At 70.7% G+C, this 23,894-nt stretch carries 31 protein-coding genes and 1 tRNA gene; 7 read left to right on the forward strand and 25 right to left on the reverse strand.

What is annotated here, in order from left to right; genetic code table 11:
- Nucleotide 1: 1 nt before the first annotated feature.
- From ACZ501_RS20310 to ACZ501_RS20325, 4 genes are all read right to left on the reverse strand, one after another.
- Nucleotides 2–904, reverse strand: a complete 903-nt coding sequence (locus ACZ501_RS20310) for a sigma-70 family RNA polymerase sigma factor (RefSeq protein ID WP_361596952.1) — start codon at nucleotides 902–904, stop codon at nucleotides 2–4.
- Nucleotides 905–1,161: 257 nt separating this feature from the next.
- A complete protein-coding gene (locus tag ACZ501_RS20315; RefSeq protein WP_468797068.1) occupies nucleotides 1,162–1,416 on the reverse strand; it encodes a helix-turn-helix transcriptional regulator in 255 nt (84 codons plus the stop codon).
- Nucleotides 1,416–1,826: a VOC family protein gene (locus tag ACZ501_RS20320; protein ID WP_361596955.1), complete on the reverse strand. Its 411-nt coding sequence runs from the start codon at nucleotides 1,824–1,826 to the stop codon at nucleotides 1,416–1,418. The genes ACZ501_RS20315 and ACZ501_RS20320 overlap by 1 nt, the downstream gene beginning before the upstream one ends.
- Nucleotides 1,827–1,879: 53 nt before the next feature.
- Entirely contained in the window at nucleotides 1,880–2,197 is a 318-nt protein-coding gene (locus ACZ501_RS20325) for a DUF3040 domain-containing protein (protein WP_468797071.1), read from the reverse strand.
- Nucleotides 2,198–2,297: 100 nt separating this feature from the next.
- Here ACZ501_RS20325 and ACZ501_RS20330 point away from each other — a divergent pair, with 100 nt between their 5' ends.
- The gene (locus tag ACZ501_RS20330) at nucleotides 2,298–2,657 is read left to right on the forward strand and encodes a hypothetical protein (RefSeq protein WP_362455472.1); all 360 of its coding nucleotides are present in this window, start codon (nucleotides 2,298–2,300) and stop codon (nucleotides 2,655–2,657) included.
- A gap of 98 nt (nucleotides 2,658–2,755) precedes the next feature.
- Here the strand turns inward: ACZ501_RS20330 and ACZ501_RS20335 are convergent, their stop codons facing one another.
- The 12 genes from ACZ501_RS20335 to ACZ501_RS20390 form a co-directional block, all read right to left on the reverse strand.
- Nucleotides 2,756–3,097: a MerR family transcriptional regulator gene (locus ACZ501_RS20335; protein ID WP_361596964.1), complete on the reverse strand. Its 342-nt coding sequence runs from the start codon at nucleotides 3,095–3,097 to the stop codon at nucleotides 2,756–2,758.
- A gap of 602 nt (nucleotides 3,098–3,699) precedes the next feature.
- Complete coding sequence (locus tag ACZ501_RS20340) at nucleotides 3,700–4,011, reverse strand: SCO5918 family protein (RefSeq protein ID WP_361611883.1); 312 nt, start codon at nucleotides 4,009–4,011, stop codon at nucleotides 3,700–3,702.
- A gap of 49 nt (nucleotides 4,012–4,060) precedes the next feature.
- The gene (locus ACZ501_RS20345; protein WP_468797074.1) at nucleotides 4,061–4,465 is read right to left on the reverse strand and encodes a CBS domain-containing protein; all 405 of its coding nucleotides are present in this window, start codon (nucleotides 4,463–4,465) and stop codon (nucleotides 4,061–4,063) included.
- 46 nt (nucleotides 4,466–4,511) lie between these two features.
- Nucleotides 4,512–5,921 carry a DEAD/DEAH box helicase gene (locus ACZ501_RS20350; RefSeq protein ID WP_468797077.1) on the reverse strand — a complete coding sequence of 470 codons (1,410 nt, stop codon included), beginning with the start codon at nucleotides 5,919–5,921 and terminating at the stop codon, nucleotides 4,512–4,514.
- Nucleotides 5,922–6,232: 311 nt separating this feature from the next.
- Nucleotides 6,233–6,436 carry a cold-shock protein gene (locus ACZ501_RS20355; RefSeq protein WP_361605793.1) on the reverse strand — a complete coding sequence of 68 codons (204 nt, stop codon included), beginning with the start codon at nucleotides 6,434–6,436 and terminating at the stop codon, nucleotides 6,233–6,235.
- A 426-nt stretch (nucleotides 6,437–6,862) separates the two neighbouring features.
- Entirely contained in the window at nucleotides 6,863–7,645 is a 783-nt protein-coding gene (locus ACZ501_RS20360) for an oxidoreductase (RefSeq protein WP_468797080.1), read from the reverse strand.
- Nucleotides 7,646–7,725: 80 nt separating this feature from the next.
- A complete protein-coding gene (locus ACZ501_RS20365; protein WP_361605787.1) occupies nucleotides 7,726–8,304 on the reverse strand; it encodes a TetR/AcrR family transcriptional regulator in 579 nt (192 codons plus the stop codon).
- Between the two features lie 93 nt (nucleotides 8,305–8,397).
- The gene (locus ACZ501_RS20370) at nucleotides 8,398–9,597 is read right to left on the reverse strand and encodes a PP2C family protein-serine/threonine phosphatase (RefSeq protein WP_468797083.1); all 1,200 of its coding nucleotides are present in this window, start codon (nucleotides 9,595–9,597) and stop codon (nucleotides 8,398–8,400) included.
- A gap of 281 nt (nucleotides 9,598–9,878) precedes the next feature.
- Nucleotides 9,879–10,163, reverse strand: a complete 285-nt coding sequence (locus ACZ501_RS20375) for a hypothetical protein (RefSeq protein ID WP_468797086.1) — start codon at nucleotides 10,161–10,163, stop codon at nucleotides 9,879–9,881.
- 50 nt (nucleotides 10,164–10,213) lie between these two features.
- Nucleotides 10,214–10,480, reverse strand: a complete 267-nt coding sequence (locus ACZ501_RS20380) for a hypothetical protein (RefSeq protein ID WP_361605775.1) — start codon at nucleotides 10,478–10,480, stop codon at nucleotides 10,214–10,216.
- A 94-nt stretch (nucleotides 10,481–10,574) separates the two neighbouring features.
- Nucleotides 10,575–10,763 carry a hypothetical protein gene (locus ACZ501_RS20385; RefSeq protein WP_361605772.1) on the reverse strand — a complete coding sequence of 63 codons (189 nt, stop codon included), beginning with the start codon at nucleotides 10,761–10,763 and terminating at the stop codon, nucleotides 10,575–10,577.
- A gap of 5 nt (nucleotides 10,764–10,768) precedes the next feature.
- Nucleotides 10,769–11,344, reverse strand: coding sequence for a DUF5994 family protein (locus ACZ501_RS20390; protein ID WP_468797089.1), 576 nt, complete (start codon nucleotides 11,342–11,344; stop codon nucleotides 10,769–10,771).
- Nucleotides 11,345–11,636: 292 nt separating this feature from the next.
- Between ACZ501_RS20390 and ACZ501_RS20395 the strand changes: the two genes are divergently transcribed.
- Entirely contained in the window at nucleotides 11,637–12,137 is a 501-nt protein-coding gene (locus tag ACZ501_RS20395; protein WP_468797092.1) for a DUF5994 family protein, read from the forward strand.
- 145 nt (nucleotides 12,138–12,282) lie between these two features.
- Here the strand turns inward: ACZ501_RS20395 and ACZ501_RS20400 are convergent, their stop codons facing one another.
- Both ACZ501_RS20400 and ACZ501_RS20405 read right to left on the reverse strand, forming a co-directional pair.
- A complete protein-coding gene (locus ACZ501_RS20400) occupies nucleotides 12,283–12,483 on the reverse strand; it encodes a hypothetical protein (protein ID WP_361605763.1) in 201 nt (66 codons plus the stop codon).
- 342 nt (nucleotides 12,484–12,825) lie between these two features.
- Complete coding sequence (locus tag ACZ501_RS20405) at nucleotides 12,826–13,764, reverse strand: alpha/beta fold hydrolase (RefSeq protein ID WP_468797095.1); 939 nt, start codon at nucleotides 13,762–13,764, stop codon at nucleotides 12,826–12,828.
- A gap of 126 nt (nucleotides 13,765–13,890) precedes the next feature.
- Between ACZ501_RS20405 and ACZ501_RS20410 the strand changes: the two genes are divergently transcribed.
- Complete coding sequence (locus ACZ501_RS20410) at nucleotides 13,891–14,526, forward strand: TetR/AcrR family transcriptional regulator (RefSeq protein ID WP_468797098.1); 636 nt, start codon at nucleotides 13,891–13,893, stop codon at nucleotides 14,524–14,526.
- Nucleotides 14,527–14,797: 271 nt separating this feature from the next.
- On the opposite strand, the gene ACZ501_RS20415 is transcribed toward ACZ501_RS20410, so the two are convergent.
- The 3 genes from ACZ501_RS20415 to ACZ501_RS20425 all read right to left on the reverse strand — a co-directional run bounded on the left by ACZ501_RS20415 (nucleotide 14,798) and on the right by ACZ501_RS20425 (nucleotide 17,162).
- The gene (locus ACZ501_RS20415) at nucleotides 14,798–14,923 is read right to left on the reverse strand and encodes a hypothetical protein (protein ID WP_468797101.1); all 126 of its coding nucleotides are present in this window, start codon (nucleotides 14,921–14,923) and stop codon (nucleotides 14,798–14,800) included.
- A 187-nt stretch (nucleotides 14,924–15,110) separates the two neighbouring features.
- Complete coding sequence (locus ACZ501_RS20420) at nucleotides 15,111–16,643, reverse strand: DEAD/DEAH box helicase (RefSeq protein ID WP_468797104.1); 1,533 nt, start codon at nucleotides 16,641–16,643, stop codon at nucleotides 15,111–15,113.
- A gap of 315 nt (nucleotides 16,644–16,958) precedes the next feature.
- Nucleotides 16,959–17,162 (reverse strand): cold-shock protein, encoded by a 204-nt coding sequence (locus ACZ501_RS20425; protein ID WP_008734853.1) that lies wholly within the window; start codon nucleotides 17,160–17,162, stop codon nucleotides 16,959–16,961.
- Between the two features lie 592 nt (nucleotides 17,163–17,754).
- Here ACZ501_RS20425 and ACZ501_RS20430 point away from each other — a divergent pair.
- Together ACZ501_RS20430 and ACZ501_RS20435 are read left to right on the forward strand one after the other, a co-directional pair.
- Nucleotides 17,755–18,231 carry a cupin domain-containing protein gene (locus ACZ501_RS20430; protein WP_362455494.1) on the forward strand — a complete coding sequence of 159 codons (477 nt, stop codon included), beginning with the start codon at nucleotides 17,755–17,757 and terminating at the stop codon, nucleotides 18,229–18,231.
- A 230-nt stretch (nucleotides 18,232–18,461) separates the two neighbouring features.
- Nucleotides 18,462–19,130, forward strand: coding sequence for a DUF998 domain-containing protein (locus ACZ501_RS20435; RefSeq protein WP_468797107.1), 669 nt, complete (start codon nucleotides 18,462–18,464; stop codon nucleotides 19,128–19,130).
- Nucleotides 19,131–19,217: 87 nt separating this feature from the next.
- Here ACZ501_RS20435 and ACZ501_RS20440 read toward each other — a convergent pair whose 3' ends face one another.
- The 3 genes from ACZ501_RS20440 to ACZ501_RS20450 all read right to left on the reverse strand — a co-directional run bounded on the left by ACZ501_RS20440 (nucleotide 19,218) and on the right by ACZ501_RS20450 (nucleotide 21,288).
- On the reverse strand, nucleotides 19,218–20,018 hold the full coding sequence (locus ACZ501_RS20440; protein WP_468797109.1) for an alpha/beta fold hydrolase: 801 nt from the start codon (nucleotides 20,016–20,018) through the stop codon (nucleotides 19,218–19,220).
- Complete coding sequence (locus tag ACZ501_RS20445; RefSeq protein ID WP_468797112.1) at nucleotides 20,015–21,004, reverse strand: sigma-70 family RNA polymerase sigma factor; 990 nt, start codon at nucleotides 21,002–21,004, stop codon at nucleotides 20,015–20,017. The genes ACZ501_RS20440 and ACZ501_RS20445 overlap by 4 nt, the downstream gene beginning before the upstream one ends.
- A 210-nt stretch (nucleotides 21,005–21,214) precedes the next feature.
- Nucleotides 21,215–21,288, reverse strand: a tRNA-Gly gene (locus ACZ501_RS20450).
- A gap of 463 nt (nucleotides 21,289–21,751) precedes the next feature.
- Between ACZ501_RS20450 and dcd the strand changes: the two genes are divergently transcribed.
- A complete protein-coding gene (gene dcd / locus ACZ501_RS20455) occupies nucleotides 21,752–22,339 on the forward strand; it encodes a dCTP deaminase (protein WP_361605735.1) in 588 nt (195 codons plus the stop codon).
- Entirely contained in the window at nucleotides 22,336–22,833 is a 498-nt protein-coding gene (locus ACZ501_RS20460) for a phosphoribosyltransferase (RefSeq protein ID WP_361605732.1), read from the forward strand. Before dcd ends, ACZ501_RS20460 begins: the two co-directional genes overlap by 4 nt.
- A gap of 72 nt (nucleotides 22,834–22,905) precedes the next feature.
- Here ACZ501_RS20460 and ACZ501_RS20465 read toward each other — a convergent pair whose 3' ends face one another.
- On the reverse strand, nucleotides 22,906–23,862 hold the full coding sequence (locus ACZ501_RS20465; RefSeq protein ID WP_361605729.1) for a Yip1 family protein: 957 nt from the start codon (nucleotides 23,860–23,862) through the stop codon (nucleotides 22,906–22,908).
- Nucleotides 23,863–23,894 lie beyond the last annotated feature (32 nt).

The following is a 23,894-nucleotide window of genomic DNA, read 5'->3' on the forward strand; positions in this document are numbered from 1 at the left end:
GTTATCGGTCCCCGAGCAGCCCGTCCAGGTCCAGCCGGGCGAGGCGCTCGGGGTCGGTCAGGATGTCCAGCGCCGTGATCAGCCCGCCCCGGACGGTGAAGGCCATCACCGACATCGGGCGCCCGTCCTGCGCCACGGAGAGCACGCCGGGGGAGCCGTTGACCAGCACCGGGTGGGCGTCCCGGGCGAACCGGGCGAACATGATCGCCTGCGCGGCCACGTCCGCGGCGCCGCGCCGCAGCGCGCTGGGGAGCAGCGTCCCGCCGTCGGAGCGTCCCACGACCTCCGGGTCCAGGACGGCGACCAGGGCCTCCAGGTCCCCGCCGCGGGAGGCGGCGAGGAAGGCGTCGACGACCTCCCGGAGGCGGACCGGGTCGGTGTCCGGGGCGGGCGCGGCCCCCTGCACGCGCCGGCGGGCCCGGCTGGCGAGCTGCCGCGTGGAGGCCGCCGTCCGGCCGAGGACCGGCGCGATCTCCTCGAACGGCACCGCGAACAGGTCGTGCAGGACGAACGCGAGCCGCTCGGCCGGCCCAAGGGTCTCCAGTACGACCATCAGCGCGATGCCGACCGAGTCGGCCAGCAGGACCTCCTGCTCGGGGTCGACCCGGCCGGGGCCGCTGAGGATGGGGTCGGGCAGCCGGACCGGGCCGTCGCCGGCCTCCAACGGCTCCTCGCGCCGGGCGGTGCGCGAGCGCAGCACGTCCAGGCAGACCCGCCCGACCACGGTGGTCAGCCAGCCGCCCAGGTTGGCGACCCCGCTGACGTCGGAGCGGTTCAGCTTGAACCAGGCCTCCTGGACGGCGTCCTCGGCATCGCTGAGCGAGCCCAGCATCCGGTAGGCCACCGCCCGCAGGTGGGGGCGGTGTTCGTCGAACCGCCGCGCCAGACCGTCCTTCTCGTTCACCTGTCGGATCCCCCCGTAGCGATCTCCACGTTCCCGTGAGGACGTTAACCGCCCGCGGTCGAGACCCGCAGGGGCGGGGCCGATGGCGTCGGGCCCCCGGCTCCCGCCGGCGGGATGGTCTTCTCCACGGTGGGGCCTCCTGGGTACGTGAGCCCTCCATCCTCTCGCAGGGCGCGTACCGCCCCTCCCCCCGGACCCGTTGGCGCCGGTCCGTCGACTCCGTCCCGCCGGCGCGCGGCCGGCGGCTCCCGCCGTCCTCAGCCGACGGCGGTGACCGGCGTACGGCCGACGGCGCGGCGCGCCGTCAGGTAGGCGTGCGGGGAGCCGCCGTAGGCGGTCCGGAACTCGCGGCTGAGCTGCCCGGCCGGAATGCCCGCGTCCCGCGCGAGCGCCAGGACGTCCAGCGGCAGTGCGGGGTCCCGGTCGATCCGGTCGCGTACGCGGCGCAGCCGGGCGAGGTCCTTCAGGTGCTGCGCGGCGATGAGCGCGAGGCGCCACCCCGGGGGGCACATCAGCGCAGTTCCTGGATCCGTACCAGGTTCCCCGCGGGGTCGCGGAAGGCGCAGTCGCGCACTCCGTACGGCTGGTCGGTCGGCTCCTGGACCACCTCGGCGTCGGCGGCCCGCACCTTCTCGAAGGTGCCGTCCAGGTCCGCGGTGGCCAGCAGGATCCAGCCGTAGGTCCCCTTGGCCATCATCTCCAGGATGGTGCGGCGCTCGTCCTCGGTGATGCCGGGGTCGACGGCCGGCGGGGCCAGGAGGATGGAGGTGCCGGCCTGGCCGGCGGGGCCGACCGTGATCCAGCGCATCTTGCCCTGCCCGACGTCGCTGCGGACCTCGAAGCCGAGCACGTCGCGGTAGAAGGCCACGGAAGCGTCCGGGTCGTCGTGCGGGAGGGCCGTGGTGTGAATGCTGATGTCCATGCCCGCAACGTTAGGGGCGGCTCCCGAGGGGCGCTTCTCGAATCCTGACCGGTTCAGAACCGGCTGCCGCCGCCCTGCCGGATCCGCCGGCACGCCAGCCGCAGCACGCACACCGCGGTGACCACCCACACCGCTGCGAAGAGCCACAGCACCCCCGGCGCCCCGGTCGCCACGGCCCGTACGAAGAGGCACGCGCAGACGAGGGCGAGCAGCCCCGTCCCCAGCCCGGGCCGGCTCCAGGCGCCGGTCCAGGGCGGGACCCCGCGGCGCAGCGTACGGAGCCTGCGGTCCAGGCGCACGTCGGACCGCAGGTCGCCCTCGATGTCGTTGAGGATCATGCGTTCGTGATCCGAGAGCCCGGGGCCGTCCATGGCACACCTCGCAGCCGTCCGACGCGAATCTTCCTGCGCCTACCCGTCGGCCCCCCGTCTACTCGTGACGGCCGCCTCGGCTGGCGACTACAGTCGGCTCATGTCGAAGCCTGACGAGTTGCTCGTAGACGTCGCCGCCAAGGTCGAGTCCGGGCAGAGCAATCAGATGTCCCTGACCGTGATCACAGACGGGGCTGTCATCACCGGGCGTTTGGCCCCCGAATCGGTGTGGCGCCAGAGGGTGACGGAGGTCCTGACGGATTCGGCCCGCCTGGGCGAGTTCGCCGACACCTTCGGGAAGCCGCCCGCCCAGGACGGCCCGCCCACGCACCTGCACTTCCACGTCGCCCGGATCATCCAGGGCACGGTGGGGATCCCGGAGACGGGCGGGATGTACCGCGTCTCGATCGAGGACGTCAGCGCCTGGACGGTGGGAGACGTCAGCTACTCCGACCACTAAGCGGAACGTAACGGAACGAAACGGAACGTGACGGGCGAACGGGCCCCGGGCCGCCGGCCTGGGGCTCCTCGGTCCGGGCGTCCCGGCGGGGCGCCGCCTCAGTCCGAGGCCGGCGGAGCGGACGGTCCGGCGGCGGCGCGACGGTACTCGGCGTTGATGCGCTGGGCTTCCTCGAGCTGGTCCTCGAGGATGATGATGCGGCAGGCGGCCTCGATGGGGGTGCCCTGGTCGACCAGCTCCCGGGCGCGTGCCGCGATGCGCAGTTGGTAGCGGGAGTACCGGCGGTGGCCGCCGGCCGAGCGGAGCGGCGTGATCAGGCGGGCCTCGCCGATGGCGCGCAGGAATCCCTGGGTGGTGCCGAGCATCTCGGCGGCCCGGCCCATCGTGTAGGCGGGGTAGTCGTCGTCATCGAGACGGCCGAACGAGTCATCCGCTGTCATTGCACCTCTCTCATGGGAACGCATGGAGGGGCCCTGATGCCGAACGGCACCAGGGCCCCGAAGGAACTACTACACCATCTGTCGGCCCTGATACTGCGCCGACCTCATGTTTCCGCCGACCCGACCGGGATACTGCCGGGACAGCGGGGATCGCGGTTGCCTGACCGTAGACCACCTCACCATCGATGTCCTGCGGTACCCGGGCGCTGGACTCCGGCCCGGGCGATCCTGATGGCGCCTGCTCCTCCGTTCTTCCCTCGTTGCCCTACGTGGTGCGTGTCCCGGTGCGCGCGCCCGCAGCCGACGCCTTCACCGGGGTACCGCTCACTGCTTCGCTGCGGGTACCGCGAACTGCAACAACACGTGAACTGCAACTGCTCGTACTGCTCCCCGGCAGTTCGTCTCTGTCAGGGCCTACTGTCTCTCTCGGCTACGAAAGAAACCATAACCAAGTCGGCACCCAATGTCTATCGTGGCCGCAGTAGATTTTCGTGTGTCGCGGACGGAGTCCGCTGCCACCCCGGCCAGGGGACGCGAAAGGGCCCGACCGGCGTGTGCCGGTCGGGCCCTCTCCGCTCCCGGGCGCGCGTCGCGCCCGTCGGTCAGACGCCCACCCGCGGGCCGAGCATCGCGGAAGCCCGCTGGAGCGGGCTGAGGCCGGGTGCGGCCGCCGCAGGCCCGGCAGCGCCGCGGCAGGTGAAGCCGAGCTGGGTCATGGCCCGGACGACTTCGCCGACGGTGAAGTCGCGCCGGTCCTGGCGGGTGACGACCTGGCCGACCTGCTTGACGGGATAGGTGCGGCGGCCGATGATCACCGACTCCCCGGTGATCGGCTCGGGCTTGACGCCCTTCATCGATTCCAGGACACCGCTCTTGGTCAGGTCGAAGGGGAAACGGGCGATGACGCAGCGCATGAGTGCCTCACAGGAGGAAGGGGGGACGGTCGTGTCGTGGCGGCGCGGTTCAGCGTGCGAGCGCGAGGACGCCCAGCGGGCTGCCCCCCTCGTCGACGACGGGCAGGGCGTGGAGCCGGCGGTGGCGCATCGCGTGCTCGGCCTCGGCCATCGTGGCCAGGGGCGAGGTGAACGGCCCGCGGTCGCCGGGGACGTCGCGCAGCCGGAGCCGGTCCGTGTAGGCCCCGCTCCCCCGGGCGGCGGTGAGCTGGGCGCGGGTGACCAGACCGGTGCAGAGGCCGTCCTCGTCGCACACGAGCAGGTGGTCCGTGCGCGCGCCGGCCATGACCGCGTACGCCACTTCGACCGTCATGTCATCGCTGACCTGCGGACCGACCGCTTCCATGGCGTCGATCACCTTGCGGTGCGCAGGACCGGGGTCCGCCGAGCGGGATCGCATCTGGACCAGCGTCATCGCGTGCCTCCTGCAGAGATGGGTCAGTTTCCTGAGCACGTGGTTGTCAGGCCGCCACGGTCGGCGCGGACTTCCGCACGTTCGCGCGCCGGGCAGCCGAGAGGGAGCCGCGCCGGCCGCGGGAGGCCGTGGTGCGCTTGGGGCGCTCGGTCACGGGTGTGGTGATGGTGACCGGGATGCCGGAGGGTGTCTGGGCGCCGGTGATGCGGTTCAGGGCTTCGTCGCCCGAGCGGACCTGGGTGGTCTGGGGGGTGATGCCCGCGGCCTGCATCAAGCGGGTCATGTCGCGGCGCTGGTTGGGGGTGACGAGGGTGACGACGCTGCCGGACTCGCCGGCGCGGGCGGTGCGGCCGCCGCGGTGGAGGTAGTCCTTGTGGTCGGTCGGCGGGTCGATGTTGACGACGAGGTCGAGGTGGTCGACGTGGATGCCGCGCGCCGCCACGTTGGTGGCGACCAGCACGGTGACGTGGCCGGTCTTGAACTGGGCGAGGGTCCGGGTGCGCTGGGGCTGCGACTTGCCCCCGTGGAGCGCGCCGGCCCGTACGCCGCTGTTCAGCAGGTGCTCGGTCAGGCGGTCGACGCCGTGCTTCGTGTCGAGGAACAGCATCACCCGGCCTTCGCGCGCCGCGATCTCCGTCGTCATCCGCTGTTTGTCGGTGCCGTGGACGTGCAGCACGTGGTGCTCCATCGTCGTCACCGCACCGGCCGACGGGTCCACCGAGTGCACGACCGGGTCGGTGAGGTAACGGCGCACCAGCAGGTCGACGTTGCGGTCCAGCGTGGCGGAGAACAGCATCCGCTGCCCCTCGGGGCGCACCTGGTCCAGCAGGGCGGTGACCTGGGGCATGAAGCCCATGTCGGCCATCTGGTCCGCTTCGTCCAGGACGGTGATGCCGACCTGGTCGAGGCGGCAGTCGCCGCGGTCGATCAGGTCCTTCAGCCGGCCCGGGGTGGCGACGACGACCTCCGCGCCTCCGCGCAGCGCGCTGGCCTGCCTGCCGATGGACATGCCGCCGACGACCGTGGCGAGACGCAGCTTCACCGAGCGGGCGTACGGGGTGAGGGCGTCGGTCACCTGCTGGGCCAGCTCGCGGGTCGGGACGAGGATGAGGGCGAGCGGCCGGCGCGGCTCGGCGCGCTGCCCGGCGGTGCGGGCCAGCAGGGCGAGGCCGAACGCCAGGGTCTTGCCGGAGCCGGTGCGGCCGCGGCCGAGGACGTCACGCCCCGCGAGGGTGTTGGGCAGTGTGGCGCCCTGGATCGGGAAGGGCACGGTCACGCCCTGCGTGCCGAGGGCGGCCAGCAGTTCCCTGGGCATGGCGAGGTCGGCGAAGGCGTCGACGGCGGGCAGCGCGGGAGTGATCGTCTTCGGCAGGGCGAACTCGCCCCGCGCGGGTGCCGGCCGACGGCCGCGGGTGCGGGAGAAACGGTCGTTCGAATGCGTACGTGTGGGGTTCATGGAGAACCTTCCTTGATACGGCGCGCATCAAGGAATTCCCGGCGGAGCAGCGGTACGGGGGAATAACGAGAACGGGCCGAATGAAAATGCGAGGGCGAATCTGGCCTACAGGAATCTGTACGGGGCACAGGCGCTGAAAGGGGGCCGCGTCGGGTGGAGGTGTAATCCGCGACGGCGGGCCGGGGGTGCGGTGGCTCCGCGGGGCCGCACCTGGTACTGCGTCCCGCAGGACGAACCACTGCGGGAAATGTGAGCAGCTGGGGCCCGTACCCCGAGGGATGCGGGCCCCAGCTACGAAGTGCGCGCCGGCGTCAGGCGGCGACGATGTTCTCGGCCGTCGGGCCCTTCTGGCCCTGCGCGATGTCGAAGGAGACCTTCTGGCCCTCCAGCAGCTCCCGGAAACCCTGGGAGGCGATGTTCGAGAAGTGGGCGAACACGTCGGGTCCGCCGCCGTCCTGCTCGATGAAGCCGAAGCCCTTTGCGGCGTTGAACCACTTCACGGTACCGGTGGCCATGTGATGTCTCCTCTGGGGGCAGTACAGCGGAATCCGCACCATACGGAATCCGTGTCGCCGCGATGATGCCCCGCCCGGAGAATGATCCGGAAATGTGAAGGTGCTTTTGGGTGTCAAGACCGCAACTGAGATCGACAGTAGCACGCCGCAGTGGCCCGTGCGCGGAAAACATTTCCACGGTCCGCGGCACGGTAAAAACCCTTCCCGCGCGGTCCGCTAAACCCTCAGACGGCCGTTACAGATATCCACGGCACGACCGTCCTCGGAGAACGGCTGCGCGCAGCGCCTCGCTGGCCGTCTGCGGGACGAGCGCGGTGGCGAGGCCGCTCGTGCGAGGGTGAGCCGGGCGGCGATGCCGGCGGCTTGGCGGCAGGCGGCCGCGCCCAGATCGCATACGCACGCACGCCGTGACCGCTCAGAGGGAATTCACACCGTCTTGATGCCGCCTCCCTCGACGGCGTAGTCCGCGCCGGTCACGCTCGCCGCGCGGTCCGAGGCGAGGAACGCGACGACGGCCGCGACTTCGGCGGGTTCGACCATGCGGCCGGTGGTCATGCCCATCGCCGCGGGCACCCCGGCCACGAAGTCGCGGTGCCCGACGCCGTTGGCCTCCGCCAGGCGGGCGCCGAAGCCGTCAGCGTCCTCCCACATGCCGGTGCGCGTCGGTCCGGGGGAGACGGTGTTCGCGCGTACGCCCCGGGGTCCGAACTCCTCGGACAGCGCCTTGCCGAACGCGTTGAGAGCCGCCTTCGCGGCGCCGTACTCGATCGGGCCCGTGGCCGGCAGCCGCGCGCTCATCGACGAGACGTTCACCACCGAGCCGCGGCGTTCCAGAATGCTCGGCAGCAGCCTGCGGGTGACCCGGACCGTGCCGAACAGATTGACCTCGAAGCTGTGCGCCCACAGGGCGTCGCTGGTCGCGAGGAACCCGTTCAGGGTGAACTCGTCACCGCCGCCGAGGTTGTTGACCAGAATGTCCACCCCGCCGAGTACGGCAAGTGCCTGGGCCGCCAACTCCTCGGCACCTTCCGGCGTGCTCAGGTCGACCGCGATCGGGTGGGCGCCGATCTCCGTCAGCTCGGGCGTGATCGTCCGGGCCGCACCGGCCACGCGGACACCCTCGGCGACGAGCTGCCGGGCGATCGCGAGGCCGACACCCCGGCTGGCCCCGGTGACGACCGCGGTCTTGCCGACGAGATCGAGTTCCATATCCGACTCCCCACAGATTTTTGAACTACAGGTACAAAACAAGCCCGCAAAAAAAGGGGGCTGTCGATCGTCAGTCCCGCCTACAGCGACCGCATCGCCGCATCCACGACCCGCTTCAGCTGGGTGCCGTCCTCGGCGGTCTTCGCCAGCACCCGCATGCCGATCACCGTCGCGAGCAACCAGGCGGCCACCGCGGCCGCATCGCGGTCGGCGGCGATCTCTCCGGCCCGCTGGCCTTCCTCGACGGTGGCCCGGAACGCGCCCTCCGTGCGGGCGAACATCCTGCGCACCGTGTCAGCCGTTCCGGCATCCGAGGTGGCCAGCTCGGCGGCGGTGTTCACCGCCATGCATCCGCGCCGGTCCGGGTCGCCCAGATCGAGGTCGATCAGTGCCTCCAGGGCACCCCGCAGCCGGTCCTTCGCCGAACCGGGATGATCGAGAAGTGCCTCCAGCCATGCGGCCTGCGAGTCGCGGTAGCGTGCCAGCGCCCGCTCGAACAACGCGTGCTTGCTGCCGAAGGTGTTGTACAGGCTGCCCTTGCCGATGCCGATCTCGTCCACGAGGTCCTGAGGGGTCGTCGCCGCGTACCCCTTGCGCCAGAACACGCCCATGGCGCGCTCCACCGCGACGTCCGGATCGAACTGCTTCGGCCTGCCCATGGTGTCACCGTAGCAGTATTTTTGACTCTGAGGTCAAAAAAGTCCGGCGATGTCAGACCATCGCAGCCTGACACGTCGGGTCACGGCCTTCTGTCATCCGCGCCACTCCAACAGGACCAGCGTCGCGTCGTCCGAGGTGGTTTCGCCGCGTGCCCGCATGAGGGTGTGGGACAGGTCCCGGGCCACCGCGCGGATCCCCTGGTCAGCCTGCTCCAGCCGGTTCACCCAGTCGATCAACTGCTCCTCGCCGAACTGTTCCTGGCCGCTTTGGTGTTCTTCGATCAGGCCGTCGGTGAAGCAGAGGACGCGGTCGCCCGGCTCCAGTGCCACCGCGCTGACCTGTGGCTGGGCCCCTCCGAAGCCGACGGGGAGGGTCGTGGGGCTGTCCAGACGGCGTACGACGCGGTGCGCGCGGATCAGCATCGGCGCGGGATGCCCCGCGTTGACCCACTGGAGGCGTCCCGTGTCCGTGTCCAGGCGCATCATCTGCGCGGTCACGAAATGGTCCGGGTCGAACTGCTCGGCGACAACCCGGTCCATGAAGAGGTAGATCTCCGACAGTTCGATGCTGATCCGGCGGGCGTGGCGGTACGCGCCGATGGCCACCGTGGCCATCGTGGCCGCGTCCAGGCCGTGCCCCATCGCGTCGACCATGGCGAGGTGCAGGACGTCGCCGTTCAGGGCGTAGTCGAAGCTGTCCCCCGCCACGGCGTAGGCGGGCTCCAGGACTCCGGCGACCGCGACGCGCGGCATCACCATCGACAGCGGGGGCAACAGGGACCACTGGATCTCCGCGGCCACGCTCATCGGTTCGCTGCGGCGGGTGCGGAAGAAGAGGTCGGTGTAGCCGTTCTTCGTCTCCAGCAGGTCGGCCACCAGGCCCGCGACCCTGCGCAGGAGCCGGCGCGCGTCGTCGTCGATCCCGCCCAGGGTGACCGCCAGGACCCCCACCTGGTCGCCGCCGTCCAGCAGGGGCAGATGGAGGCGTACGCCGTCGGGCGTCAGGACTTCGACGGGGTGTGACTCCAGGAAGCACCGGCCGGCGTCGGACCGGTCGATGGGCTGCGGATCACCTGCGGTCAGACCGCCGAGCGGGAGCGGGACCAGCCGTCGCTGTCCGTAGTCCTGGAGAAGGACCTGTGGTGCGCGGCCCCCCAGCCGGGCCATCGCCCCGGCGATGAGCGGGCCGACCATGTGCGGTGCCAGCTCGGGCGCCCGGTCCAGGAGCATCCCGAGCAGTTCCTCCCCGAAGCTCTCCGAGCGGTCCCGGTCCCCGCGCCCTCCGTGGGTCATCCTGTTGCCTCCAACCGGGCGGCGGGCCGGCGTCCGGCTGCACGGGCGGCGTGCCCTCAGGATGCTCCCGCGCGACCGGGCCCGCCACACGGCTTCCGTGCCGGTGGCGGCCTTCACGGCCCGTGTTCCCCGGTGGGCCGTTCCCGCACCGGCGGAATCGGTGGGCCGTTCCCGCACCGGCGGAATCGGGGACACCAGGCCGACGGTCAGCGCGGCCATGGTCCGGGAGGTCGCCTCCACGAGGCCGACCATCCGCCCGTGTCCAGGGCGTACCTCTCGGATCAGCCCGGGCGCGTGGCCGTCCCTTCCTCCTCGGCCTCCATGCGCCGGATTCCCTCGTGGGTGAGAGTGACCATCGCCGGGGTGTTGCCGGGGTCCCAGTCGACGGTGACCAGCCCTTCGCCCGCCAGGTAGGTGCAGGCCGCGGCCAGGTCCTGTTCCGGCACGTGCAGGTCGCGCCGCAGCTGTGCTCCGGTGATGCCGAGGAGGCGGTTGCCTTCGACGGCCTCGTACAGGACCCCGAGCACCTGATCGCGGTAGGTCTTGCGTTCGCGCAGTGTGGCCATGACCGCGTCCTTTCGTGTGCGGAGTGGGCTCCGGGGCCCCGTCGGGTCTCTCAGGTCTCGTCGGAGTGGGTGCCGGCGCCGACGGGCGTCCTGCTGGCGGCCAGCCAGGAGCGGGTGGGCCCGGCGGGTGCTGTCGTGTCCACCGTGAGGTGGAGGCGGGTGTCGCCGTCGAGGCCGGGGTAGCTGCGCTGTTCCGCTGCGGCGAAGCAGCCGCGGAGGGCTTCCGCGACCGCGCGGGCGGCTTCGGGCGTGTGCGCGATGATCCGTACCTCGGCGTGCCCGAGCGATGGCAGTGTCTGGGTCTCGATGTACTTCACGTGGGCGTGTCCCCTTCAGGGTGGGCGAGAGGCCGGCGGGTCGGGGCGCCGTGGCGCCCCGACCGCTGCCCCCGGTCGGAGGAAGTCCTGGTCCTCACCGGTCGGCATCTGTGTGGTGGGCTCGACGACCGGTGTCGTCCGGGAGGCCAGGAGGTCTCGGCAGGGGGTCGCTGAAGTGGTGGGCCGCGATCCGCGCGTCGTGCTGCGCGTTGAGCAGGTGGATCAGGCGCATTCCGATGGCGATCGCGAGGATGATCACCGCGATGAGGACGATGGTCTCCACGGAGCTCACCTCCAGCCGTTTCCGGGCAGCGGCAGGGCGGATCTGCCCATCCGGTCCCCGAAGGGGGACACGCAGGCCCCGCCTTCGCCCTCCCAGGTGGCTTTCCGGCGGCGGGCGTCGCGGATGCCGGACCCGATGACCGCTTCGTTGGCCATCAGCACGCCCGCGGTGAGGACGCTGCCCGGGATCGCGGCGGCGGTCATCAGCCGGGCCGCGGCTGCGGGCTCGGTTTCGGGCGGGATCACCAGGAGGTCCCAGCGGCCGACGGTGTAGGAGAGCAGGATCAGCTTGTCGGGGTCCTGTTCGGTGAACCAGCCCACGTGCAGCGTGCGCCCTTCCATGGGCACCGTGTGCGGTACGACGGGCCAGCGCGTGGGGTTCACCGTGACGCGGGTGATGCGACCCCAGGGCGCGTCCAGGGCGGCCGCCAACGCCGGGAGCTCGGCTTCGAGGTCACGGGAGTGGGGCCACCAGGCACCGTCCAGCTGGCCGGCGAGCGTGGTCTTCGGGGTGAGGGACAAGCGGGCCGGGAAGCCTGCGGTGAGGTCGCGGGGCGCGGTCCGGTCGAGGGTGGTGGTCATTGAGTGGACCTGCCCCCGGACTGCCCGTCGGCAGCCCGGTTTTTAGGCGATCGCCGGAAATGACACCCGCGTGACAGCCGGTGTGCGAAGTACCTCCGGTGCTTCAACTGTACGCCTGTTCGGCCGACTCTGACCGGCGTGACCAGGTGATTTCCCTCGGGTGGCGGAGCGGGCGGCGGGGGTATCGTGAAACGACGGCAGGTCGGCGCACGTCGCCGGCCGGGCACCGGCGTCGGTACCGGCTCCGGCCTCCGCCGACGTACGGCCGTACCCCAGAGACGGGCGGACCCCCATGGCTGACTCCGACACCCCCCGCACCCGCCCACTGCTCCTCCCGGATGCGATCCACCAGGCGATCAAGCCCGGTACGGCGCTGCTGCGGCTGGAGACCACGAGCTCCCGGCAGGGGCTCCTGGACGGTGCGTGGTGGCCGCGCACGCGCGACATCGAGACCGAACTGCCCGCGTTGATCAGTGTGTTGACCGCGGATCTCGGGCCGATCACCCGGGTGGGCGTGGACGCGTCCGCCTGGAACGGCCTCCCGACCCGCCTGGTCGTCGACGGCCAGGTCGTGCACCTCGACTCCGACCCGGTCGGCGACGACACCGTCCTCATCACCCGCGGCCACAACGACCACTTCGCCCTGCTGCTGGTTCCCCCGGACACCACCGTCGATGCCGCCCGGGAAGCGATGGCCCGAGCCGTCAGCGCCGACAACGACACACAGGCCGCTCAGATCCTCATCGCCACCACGTCCGGACCCGAGGGCAGCGCCGCCGATACGGCAGGCTGACCCCAACTCTCAGCGGTCGAGCCGAGACCGCGCCGGCCACCGCGGCCGGCGGCCCGTTCTCCTTCGGCGTCGGGCCGGGGGCGGCAGAGCCGGCCGGAGTGACTGCGGACCGGCCGGGCTCTGGGCGCGCGGGTGGTGCTTCTGATCAGAGCCCCTCGTCGTGCAGGTCCTCTTCGCGCATCAGGTCGTCCTCGCTGCGGCGCGACGTCTCCTTCTGCCCGGGCTTCTGTCCCTTCTCGCGGGACTGCCTGCCCGGCTGGGGCTGCGCGGGGTCTCCGGGGCGGTGGTGTTCCTGCGCCTCGCGGCCCCTGCCCGACTCCTGACGCTTGTCCTGCGCATCGTCCATGACGGCGACTCCTCGGTGGTGCGTGGGGTTCGGATTCCTCCCGGACGACGCTGACACGCACCGCGACGGCCTGCATCCTCTCGGCTGCGAAGCGAGGCACATGGATGACCCTCCCGGTGTGGCAGCCGGACGGGCGGGGGTTCCTTCAGTGCCGAGGATGGAGGCGATCCCCACTCCGCCCGTCGGCGTCGGCGCCTGCGGCGCGACGACGGTGCCACAACGACCCCGGCACATTCACCTGCCGGGGTCGCCCTTCCGGACGCCACACGTGAGAGTGCGACGACCTATTTGCCAGGATATGCCCTTGGGCATCGGCGGGGAACCGTTCTCCCTGCCGTAGCCCTATGCGTCGACCGCGGCCGGGTCGAGGGAGTCGACGTCCTCCATGAAGGACAGCATCCGTGCGTTGACCACGTCCGGGTGGTCGATCTGCGGGCCGTGTCCGGTCGCGGTGATGATCTCGGCGCGGGCTCCGGGGACGAGGCGCGGTATGCGTTCCAGCTGCCGCTTGGGGTGGACGAGCAGGCTGTGCTTGCCCATGATCACGTAGAGCGGGGTCCGGACGGAGCGCAGCTCGTCCTCGGACAGCGGCAGGGGCGCGGGGCGGCGGATCCGGTAGGCGCGGGCCCCGAGTTGGATCCAGCTGCGCATCTCGGGGACGGCGATCACCGGCTGGTCCAGCCACTGGGCGAGCCGGGGACGCAGCGCCTTCGGGGCGAAGGTGGCGAACAGGCTCACGAAGACCCAGGCGAAGAAGCGCAGGCCGACCTTCTCCAGGCCGCCGGGGTCGAGGGCGGTGACGGAGGCGAGCCGTCCGGGTCGGCGGTGGGCCTGGTTGAGGACGAGCCAGCCGCCGTAGGAGGAGCCGACCAGGTGGACCCGGTCGAGGCCGAGCGCGTCGAGGGCCTCGTCCATCCACTGGGCGGCGCGCTCGGGCTGCCACATGGGCTCGCGGTGGATGCTGCGGTTCGCGTCGCCCGGGGTGTCGAGGGCGTAGACGGGGCGGTCGAGGCTCAGCCCGGGGGTGTTGGGGTACCACATCGCCGAGCTGTAGCCGGCGCCGTGGATCAGGACGATCGGGGTCCGGGACTCGGCCGCGGGGTCCGCAGGCCCGTACCGGTAGACGTGGGTGGTCCCGAAGCTCGTCTCGACGTCCGTCTCGGAGCGGACGGGCGCCCCCATCGCGTAGAGCACGTCCGCGGCGGCGAAGTAACGGTCGCGCAGGGTGTCGTTGACGTAGCGGCCGACATCGCGGCGTACGCGGGCGGTGTTCTCGGGCACGGCGGCACCTCCTGGAGGATTCGGTCTTCGTGGTACGACCGTATCACCAATATGGTACATCGGTATCATGAAAGAGCCGGGGGCGCGGACCGCGAACCCACCACCGACGGGCGGAGACACGGGAACATGCCGAAGCGTGTGGATCACGAGGAGCGGCGTGCCCAGATCGCCGAGGCGCTCATCCAGGTCGCGGGGCGGCGGGGGCTGCACGCGGTCGGCATGCGGGACGTGGCCGCGGAGGCCGGGGTGTCGCTCCGGCTGGTGCAGTACTACTTCGAGACCAAGGAGAAGCTGCTCTTCTACGGCCTCCGGCATCTGACCGACCGCTTCACCGCGAGGGTGGGTGCCCGCTTGGCCGCCGCCGGCCCGGACCCGGGCCCGCGCGCCACGGTGGAGGCGCTGCTGCTGGCCTCGCTGCCGACCGACGAGGAGAGCCGTACGTTCCACCTGCTCTACAGCTCGTACGCCATCCTGTCGGTGACCGACGAGGCGCTGGCCGCCCAGCCCTTCATCGACAACCCCGACGCCGCGGAGAACGCCCTGACCGGACTCCTCGAGCAGGCGCAGGGGGCCGGCCTGGCCGACCCGGACGCCGACGCGCGCACGGAGGCGATCAGCCTGCTCGCGATGGCGGCCACCATGGGGACCAGCATCCTCGTGGGCCAGCGGAGTCCGGAGTCGGCGATCGCGGTGCTCCGCCATCACATGGACCGGATCTTCACGACTGCCGGGACGTCCGAGAGGGGAGCGGGATCAACCTGAGGTGTCGCGAAGCACTCGCACGCGGCGCCGAGTGTGGTGTCGATCCGGACCGGCCCGACGGACGTGGAGTCGGGCACGGTGCCGAAGCACCCAGGCTCTGCGGGGCCGCCGGAGGTGAACGGCACGGGTGATGCCGACGGTCAGATACTTGTCCATGCGTCGAGGAAGGCTTTTCGCCCGGCCGGATCAGCTGGTTTGTGGTTCGCGGGCAGAACGCGCCAGGCGGTGAGTTCGAGGTCCCGGAGCCGTAGTTCGCCGATGCCCTGCGTTTTCAGAAGCGCTCTCCGGCCGCGGTGGGAGCGGGGAGGGCGGCCGGCAGTCCGAGGAGGTGTGCGGTGGCCGCGTATCCGTCGGAGTGGGCCGATGCGACGACGGCGATGTCCGCGATGCGCTCCACATCGATCTGGCCGGCTTCGAGGCGTGGGTCCGGTCCCAGTCGCTGTTCAGCTGACGGGAAAGGGGGACGGATGCGTGGGAGCGGAACTCGTGAAGCATCGGCGATCCTTGGCAGAGAAAGCCGTCGGTACGCAGGAGGGCCCGACCGGCACGCGCCGGTCGGGCCCTCTTCGCTGTGTCCGTGTTTCTCACGCCGCCGCGTCGAAGGCGGTCTGTCGCAGGCTCGCGCGCCGGGCAGCCGAGACGGGCCCGCGCCGGCCGCGGGAGGCCGTGGTGCGCTTGGGGCGCTCGGTCACCGGTGTGGTGATGGTGACCGGGATGCCGGAGGGTGTCTGGGCGCCGGTGATGCGGTTCAGGGCTTCGTCGCCCGAGCGGACCTGGGTGGTCTGGGGGGTGATGCCCGCGGCCTGCATCAAGCGGGTCATGTCGCGGCGCTGGTTGGGGGTGACGAGGGTGACGACGCTGCCGGACTCGCCGGCGCGGGCGGTACGGCCGCCGCGGTGGAGGTAGTCCTTGTGGTCGGTCGGCGGGTCGATGTTCACGACGAGGTCGAGGTGGTCGACGTGGATGCCGCGCGCCGCCACGTTGGTGGCGACCAGCACGGTGACGTGGCCGGTCTTGAACTGGGCCAGGGTCCGGGTCCGCTGCGGCTGCGACTTGCCCCCGTGCAGGGCCGCGGCGCGGACCCCGCTGTCGAGGAGGTCCTGGGTGAGGCGGTCCACGGCGTGCTTGGTGTCCAGGAACATGATCACCCGGCCTTCGCGCGCCGCGATCTCCGTCGTCATCCGCTGCTTGTCGGCGCCGTGGACGAGCAGGACGTGGTGTTCCATCGTGGTCACCGCGCCCTGCGAAGGGTCGACGGAGTGCACGACCGGGTCGGTGAGGTAACGGCGCACCAGCAGGTCGACGTTGCGGTCGAGGGTGGCGGAGAACAGCATCCGCTGCCCCTCGGGACGTACCTGGTCGAGGAGGGCGGTGACCTGGGGCATGAAGCCCATGTCGGCCATCTGGTCGGCCTCGTCCAGGACGGTGATGCCGACCTGGTTCAGGCGGCAGTCGCCGCGGTCGATCAGGTCCTTCAGCCGGCCCGGGGTGGCGACGACCACTTCGGCTCCGGCTCGCAGCGCACCGGCCTGGCGGTGGATCGGCATGCCGCCGACCACGGTGGCCAGGCGCAGCTTGACCGCCCGGGCGTAGGGGGTGAGCGCGGCGGTGACCTGCTGGGCGAGCTCTCGCGTCGGTACGAGGATCAGCGCGAGCGGCTGACCCGACTCGGCGCTCTGACCGGCCGTACGGGCCAGCAGGGCGAGGCCGAACGCCAGGGTCTTGCCGGAGCCGGTGCGGCCGCGGCCGAGGACGTCACGCCCCGCGAGGGTGTTGGGGAGCGTCGCGGCCTGGATCGGGAACGGTGTGGCCATGCCCTCACGGGTGAGCGTGGTGAGCAACTGGGCCGGCATGGCGAGGTCGGCGAAGGCGTCGACGGCGGGCAGCGCGGGGGTGATCGTCTTCGGCGGTGCGAACTCGCCCTGGATGGCGGCGGGCCGGCGGCCGTAGCCGCCCGAGCGGCTCGGACCTCCGGAACGGCTCGGGGCTCCGCTTCGGCTCGGGGTCGATGAGCCGAAGCGGCTGCCCCGCCCCGAACCGGCGCCGGTGCCGAAAGCGGGGCCGCCGGTGCGGCCGCGAGTGCGGGAAGAGCGCTCGTTCTTGCGTGTGGGGTTCATGCGGAACCTTCCTTGACACGGCACGTATCAAGGAATCCCCGCAGCGTAGGAGCGGCGCACGGAATTGCGAGAACGGGCCGAATGGAATGCGATAGCGGATCTGGCGGACAGGAATCTGTTCGGGCTCAGATGCTCATAAGATGGCGTCATGTGGACGCGCCAACCCGAGAAACGAAATCGGGTACAGCTCCGAGAGGGCCGGTCGGTCGGATCTCTCCATGCTCAATACCGCGGGTGAACGCACCGCGGGAATGCATGCAGCTGGGGCCCGCACCCCGAGGGATGCGGGCCCCAGCTGCAGAACGCGTGTCAGCGTCAGGCGGGAACGATGTTCTCGGCCGTCGGGCCCTTCTGGCCCTGCGCGATGTCGAAGGTGACCTTCTGGCCTTCGTTCAGCTCGCGGAAACCCTGGGCAGCGATGTTGGAGTAGTGGGCGAACACGTCAGCGCCGCCACCGTCCTGCTCGATGAAGCCGAAGCCCTTTTCCGCGTTGAACCACTTGACGGTACCAGCAGCCATGTCATATCTCCTTTGGGGCAATACATCGACGTCTGCGCTGTGCGGACGCCGTGTCGCCGCGATGATGCCCCGCCCGGAAATTTACCGGTAAATACTAAGCGCTTCCTACGGCTCGAAATCCGACTGGAGGCGCTTGAAGTTCTTGGGTACCAAAACTGCAACCGAGATCGACAGTAGCACGCCGCAGCGGGTTGTGTGCGTTGAATATTTCCGGCTGCCGCGTGGCGGTAGAAACTCTCCCCGCGGGATCCGTTAAATTCTTGAGTCGCGGTGACAGATATTGATTCACGCCGATCGCAGCGTCTTCACGTGCCCGCCGGCGGCTGCAGGCTGCGGCGGCACGGTCGTCGCGAGCGCTGTCGTGGAGGCGGCCACGCGCCCCAGCGCCTCGACTGCCGCGTAATCCGACCGAGCCCTGCCAGTGACCCGGTTCTGAGGTTCGGCGTTAGGTCGGCAGGGGGCGTCCTGGTCCGAAGATGCCGCCGTTGTCGGTAAATGATGCCCAGCGGGCTGTGCTGGAGTGCGCGGACGGGGTACGTGGGCCGACGCAAGACCGCGACCGTGTACCGCCTTCGTCGACCGGGAGAGACATATGACCATCAAGGACATCGGGCCGGAGCCTCAAAGCTTCGACCTTGAGAAGGCGACGCTCGAGAACAAGAGCTATCGCACGGTCGCCTGGTCCGGGAAGTACCTTCAGTTGACCCTCATGTCGATCCCGGTGGGTGAGGACATCGGCCTGGAGGCGCACCCGGAGACCGACCAGTTCCTCCGACTCGACGCAGGCCGGGGCCGCGTCCAGATGGGGAGCACGAAGGATCGACTCGACTTCGACCGGGAGGTCGAGGACGGCTGGGCAATCTTCGTGCCCGCCGGCACCTGGCACAACGTCACCAACATCGGTGACGAGCCCCTGCAGCTCTACGCCGTATACGCGCCGGTCCACCACGCTCCGGGCAAGGTTCACGCGACGGCCGCCGACGCGGAGCGCGACGAGGACTCAGGCAACGACGAGCCGCCGAGCTGGTCGGTCCAGCCTGCCCAGCAGCCATCGGACGAGCACGCTTGACCAGCGAGGCTCATGGTGCCGTTAGTTCCTGATATTTCGTAGCTCCCTTGAACCCCTTGTTGTCCGCTGTTCACCGCCTCTGCTGGCACGTCGTGGCACGCCCTTCTCGGTGGCGCGAGCGGGGGGAACTCCCAGAGTGCGTGTGAGCCAGTGCACATGGCAGGGAGCGGTGACTTCGCCTCTCGCCGTCGGTCATACAAGCGAAGCCACCGACGGAAGGAAGGCCCGCCATGACCCACACGCTGACTGCCCCGCACGACATCGTCTCCAGCGCGCCCGCACCGCGCCCGGCGGTGCGGTGGGCGGTGACCGGCGGCATGATGGCGGGCCCACTTTTCCTGGCGGTTGGACTCGCCCAGGGCTTTGCGCGGGACGGCTTCGACTTCACCCGGAACGCGATCAGCCAGCTCGCCCTTGGCGAGTCGGGCTGGGTCCAGACGGTGAACTTCCTGCTCGCCGGCGCGCTGTTGACGGCCGGCGCGGCCGGACTGCGGCGGGTGCTGCGCGGCGGACCCGGTGGGACCTGGGGCCCGGTCCTGGTCGGCGTCTTCGCTCTCTCCTTCTGGGTCGCTGCGGCCTTCCCGGCCGACGCCGGGGCGGGGTTTCCCGTCGGCGCCCCCGACGCGACCGTGATGAGTGGGCACGGCACCGTCCACATGTTCGGCGGGACGGTCGGCTATCTCGCCTTGTGCGCGGCGTTCGTCGTCCTGGCCCGTCCGCTGGCCGCCCGGGGCCTGCGGGGCTGGGCCGTCGCCTCCCGCGTCGTGCCGGTGGTCGTCCTCGCGGGGTTCATGGCCTCGGCCGTCTCCGTCCTGGCTTTCACCGCCGGCGCGGGACTCGGCCTGCTGTGGCTGACCGGGGTGACGGCCCGGCTGACCGGAACCCCGGCGAACGGCTAGGGGGTGTCCGATCGCCGAGTGGAAGAACCTCATCCGCTCCTCCCCGCCGATGAAGCACACGGAGCTCGTCGTCCGGCTGGCGGAAGATCACGTGACGTCTTCAAGGAACCGATGGAGTACGTGCCGCAGGACGTCCGTCCGCTCCAGATGAACGTCGTGCCCCGTCCCGGGCACACTCAAGGCCACGGTCTCCGGCCGTCGCCGGAGCATCTCGTCGATCTCCCCGGGCGAGACGATGCCGGACTGGCCGAGGACGGCGAGGGTCGGGCAGGCGACTCTCGACCACTCGTCCCAGAAGGACCGCTGGGCGATCTCCGCCAGCGACTCGACCATCACGTCGCGGTCGAAGTGCGGCCACCAGCCGCCATCGCGTTCCACCAGGCCGGCCGCCCAGCCCTCGCCGACCGGGCCGCCGCCGAGGAATTCGACGGCAGCTTCCCGCGACGGGAACGGCCTGGGCCACGAATCGAGCCAATCACCGACCTCCGCCTGCACCTGACGGTTCGGCCCACCCGGCCCCGCCTCCACCAGGACGAGCGCACGGAAGAACCCGGGGTGCGCGGCAGCGGCGAGCATGGCGGTGTGGCCGCCCAGCGATTGGCCCACCAGGACGGGCCGTTGGAGACCGAGCTGTTCGACCACGGCGACGGCATCCGCAACGTACGCAGCCCGGGAGACGTCCGCCGGACGGCGCTCGCTGGCACCGTGGCCGCGCTGGTCGACAGCGACGACCCTGTAGCGGGGGCGCAGGCCTTGGGCGATGGAGTCCCATTCGCCGGCGTGGCCGGCCAGCCCGTGCAGCAGGACGACAGGTGCCCCTGACCCACCCCAGTCACGGCAGGAAATGCGGACGCCCTCACGGACGACGGTGCGCTCTGACCAGGTCATCCGGGGTCCTTCGGGCGTCCAACGGAGGAGTCCGGGTCGAGGCGTGCGGGCAGGCCGAAGAGGGGGAACAAGCGCTCGGTGTCGCGGAAGGCGTTGATGCCGGTGATGCGGTTGCCGGAGAATTCGATGACCTGGAGTGCCCAGGGTTCGTAACCCGTTCCGTCTGAGCTCGGACGGTACTGGCCGAAGGCGGGGGTGCCGTTCGCCGTGGTCGGGATCAGACGCGAGCCGCGGCAGCCGACGGCGGGTCCGGTCAGCCACGCCTGGATGTCGGGGACGCCGCGCATCCACTTCGCGTACGGGGGCAGGCACAGGGTGGCGTCGACGTGGAGCAGCATGTTCAGCTCCTCCATGTCGTAGCGGGAGAAGGCCGTCGCGTACCGCTCGGCCAGCATCCGGCGGACGGCGTCGGGGGGCCGGGTAGCGGAGTCGTCGACGGGGCCACGGTGTGCGGCGATTGTGGCTCGGGCCCGCTGCAGAGCGCTGTTGACCGAGGCGACGGTCGAGCTGTGCAGCTCGGCCACTTCGCGGGCCGAGAAGGCCAGCACGTCCCGGAGGATCAGCGTGGCCCGCTGCTTGGGCGGCAGGTGCTGGAGTGCTGCGACGAACGCCAGCCGTACGGATTCGCCCGCTGCCACGGTTGCCTCGGGGTCCCCTCCTGGACAGGGCCCGACCCACACGGCGGCGTCCTCCGGGGCACCCGGGAGCGTGGCCCCGGGTGACGGCTCCGCGAGGTCCATCGGCAGAGCCCGCCGCCTGGCCGCTGCCAGGGCGTCCAGGCACACGTTGGTGGCGATGCGGTAGACCCACGTCCGCAACGACGAACGTCCCTCGAACCGCTCGACGTTCCGCCAGGCCCGGACCATCGTCTCCTGGACGGCGTCCTCGGCCTCGGCGTACGAGCCGAGCATCCGGTAGCAATACCCGGTCAGTTCTGCCCGGTGCTCCTCCAGCCGGACCGCCGTCTCGCGCGCGCGGTCGCCCACGACAAGATCCTTCACGCTTGATTCCGCCCCCTGATGCACTGCCCGAGGCCACCGACCAGGTGGTTTCCGGAGATGTCCTCGGCCGCACGAAAATACCGGCCGACAGGGGCGCACGGCCAGTGATCAAGATTCAGATCATGTCGACGGCCCTCAGGAAGCCGGCGCTCGGGCAACACAAAAGCCCCAGGTCGCTGACCTGGGGCTTTATCATGGAGCGGATGACGGGAATCGAACCCGCGCTATAAGCTTGGGAAGCTCATGTTCTACCATTAAACTACATCCGCAAGGTGGTCCAGTTGCCTGGATCCTTACCGTTGCACACTGTACCCCATGATCGACCCCCGGTGAATTCTCCCCGCGGGGTCGTGCTCGTTCCCGGGCGCAGGAGGGTTCGTGGCGGCGGGAGTTGGGGCGTACCGTGGGGGCGCGGAGCGGCGGCTGGAGTGGGTCCCGATCATCCCCTAATGTGGCGATTCATCGCAGTACGGCTCGTTGGGGAAAGGGACTCGATGGAGCACACAGTCGTCCGTTGTGCCGAAGGGCATGTTTTCAACACCGCTTCGTTCCCGTTGCAGCACCTCGGTGCCGGCCGGATCGGGCCCGGGCGGCTGTTGCGGTGCCCGCGGTGCGCTCGGCTGAGGCACGCCGTGCCCGTGGGCGGCGGCGTCAAGCGGTAGCGGGCGGGACCGGGCGCGCGGGCGCCGCTCCGATTGGGGGTGGCCCGCGCGCTCTGCGTATCCTCGGGACGTGCTTCTCTCCGACAAAGACATCCGGGCCGAGATCGACAGCGGACGGGTTCGCATTGACCCCTTCGACGAGTCGATGGTGCAGCCCTCCAGCATCGATGTACGTCTCGACCGGTTCTTCCGGGTCTTCGAGAACCACCGCTACGCGCACATCGACCCCGCCATCGAGCAGGCCGACCTGACCCGCCTGGTCGAGCCCGAGGGGGACGAGGCCTTCATCCTGCATCCGGGCGAGTTCGTGCTCGCCTCGACGTATGAGGTCATCTCGCTGCCCGACGACATCGCCTCCAGACTGGAGGGGAAGTCCAGCCTGGGGCGCCTGGGTCTGGTGACGCATTCGACCGCGGGGTTCATCGACCCCGGGTTCTCGGGCCACGTGACCCTGGAGCTGTCGAACCTGGCCACCCTTCCGATCAAGCTGTGGCCGGGCATGAAGATCGGGCAGCTGTGCATGTTCCGCCTCAGCTCGCCCGCGGAGTTCCCGTACGGCAGCGAGCGGTACGGCTCCAGGTACCAGGGGCAGCGCGGGCCGACCGCCTCGCGCTCCTTCCAGAACTTCCACCGCACCCAGGTGAGGCACGAGGCATGAGCGAAGTACGCGAGAACCTGACCTACGAGGGGTTCGGGCGCGCCGTCCGCGAGCTGGCGCAGACCATCGCCGACGACGGCTACGAGCCCGACATCATCCTGAGCATCGCCCGGGGCGGGGTGTTCGTCGCCGGCGGTCTGGCGTACGCGCTCGACTGCAAGAACATCCACCTCGTGAACGTGGAGTTCTACACCGGTGTGGGCACCACGCTGGAGATGCCGGTCATGCTGGCGCCCGTGCCCGAGGCGATCGACTTCACGAACAAGAAGGTCCTGATCGCCGACGACGTCGCCGACACCGGCAAGACGCTGAAGCTGGTGCACGACTTCTGCCTCGGCCACGTCGCCGAAGTGCGCTCCGCCGTCATCTACGAGAAGTCCCACTCGCTCGTGCAGTGCGAGTACGTGTGGAAGCGCACCGACGACTGGATCGAGTTCCCCTGGTCCGTCCAGCCGCCCGTGGTGAAGCGCGAGGGCCAGGTCCTGGACGCCTGACCTGCCTGACCGGAACATGGGGAAGGGCCCGCCGCGCATCCGCGCGGCGGGCCCTTCGTGCGTGTGCGTGGGCTACAGCGTGCCCAGCTTGATCATTGAAAGCAGGGCGACCAGCTGGATCGCGGACGCGCCCAGAGCCTTCTGCCAGGGCAGGTCGTGCGACTTGCCGACCATCGCGGTGAAGAGCGCGCCGGCCGCCAGCCAGGTCACCCACCCGAGGACCTGCACGACGATGTTGTCGCCCCCCAGGAACACCGCCACCAGCAGGCGCGGGGCGTCCGTGACGGACATGACCAGCATCGACAGGCCCACGGTCGGCTGCCACGCGCCGTCGCCGCCGAGCTGGCGGGCCAGGGTGTGCGTGACCGCGCCGAGGATCAGGCCGCAGATGACGAAGGCCACGCCGGCGCTGAGGACGATCGGGATGACCTGGGTGAGGGTCGCCTTGATGGCGTCCTCGCGGGCCTTGTCGAAGCCGAAGACCGCGAGCATGCCGTAGACGAAGGTCACGGTGAGCGCCGGACCCCAGACCGCGTAGTCGCGCATCTGCAGGAAGGTCGGCCCGGGGCGCAGCACGATGCCGCGCAGCAGGTCCTTCCAGTGCAGCCGCGGCCCGGAGGGGGCCGCGGAGGCCGCGCCCGCCTGGTAGGTCGCGCCCTGGCCGTACGGGTCCTCGCCGACCGAGAAGGCCTGCGTGTAGCCGGGGTCGTTCGCGTACGAGGCCCCGTGCGGGGGTGCGTACGGGGTCTGCGGCGGCTGCGGCTGGGGGTGGGGCTGCGGGTGGGCGTGCCGGCCCTGGTGGCCTGGCTGGCCGTACGGGTCGAAGTACTCCGGCTCGCCGTGGTCCCCGGCCGAACCCTGCTGCGGCCACTGCTGCTGCGGCGGCGGGCCGGAGGGCGGGTAGGGCTGATGGCCGTACGGTGCCTGCGGCGCTTGCTGCTGACCGTACGGCTGCTGCCGCGGGGTGTGCGGGGGTTGCTGCGGAGGGTGGTTGTCGTCCCTGCCGCGTCCGATCCTGAATCCAGCCACGTGATCGAAAGTACCTGCTCCGCCGAGCCGCC

It is taken from the genome of Streptomyces sp. NPDC034085 (assembly GCF_055575555.1).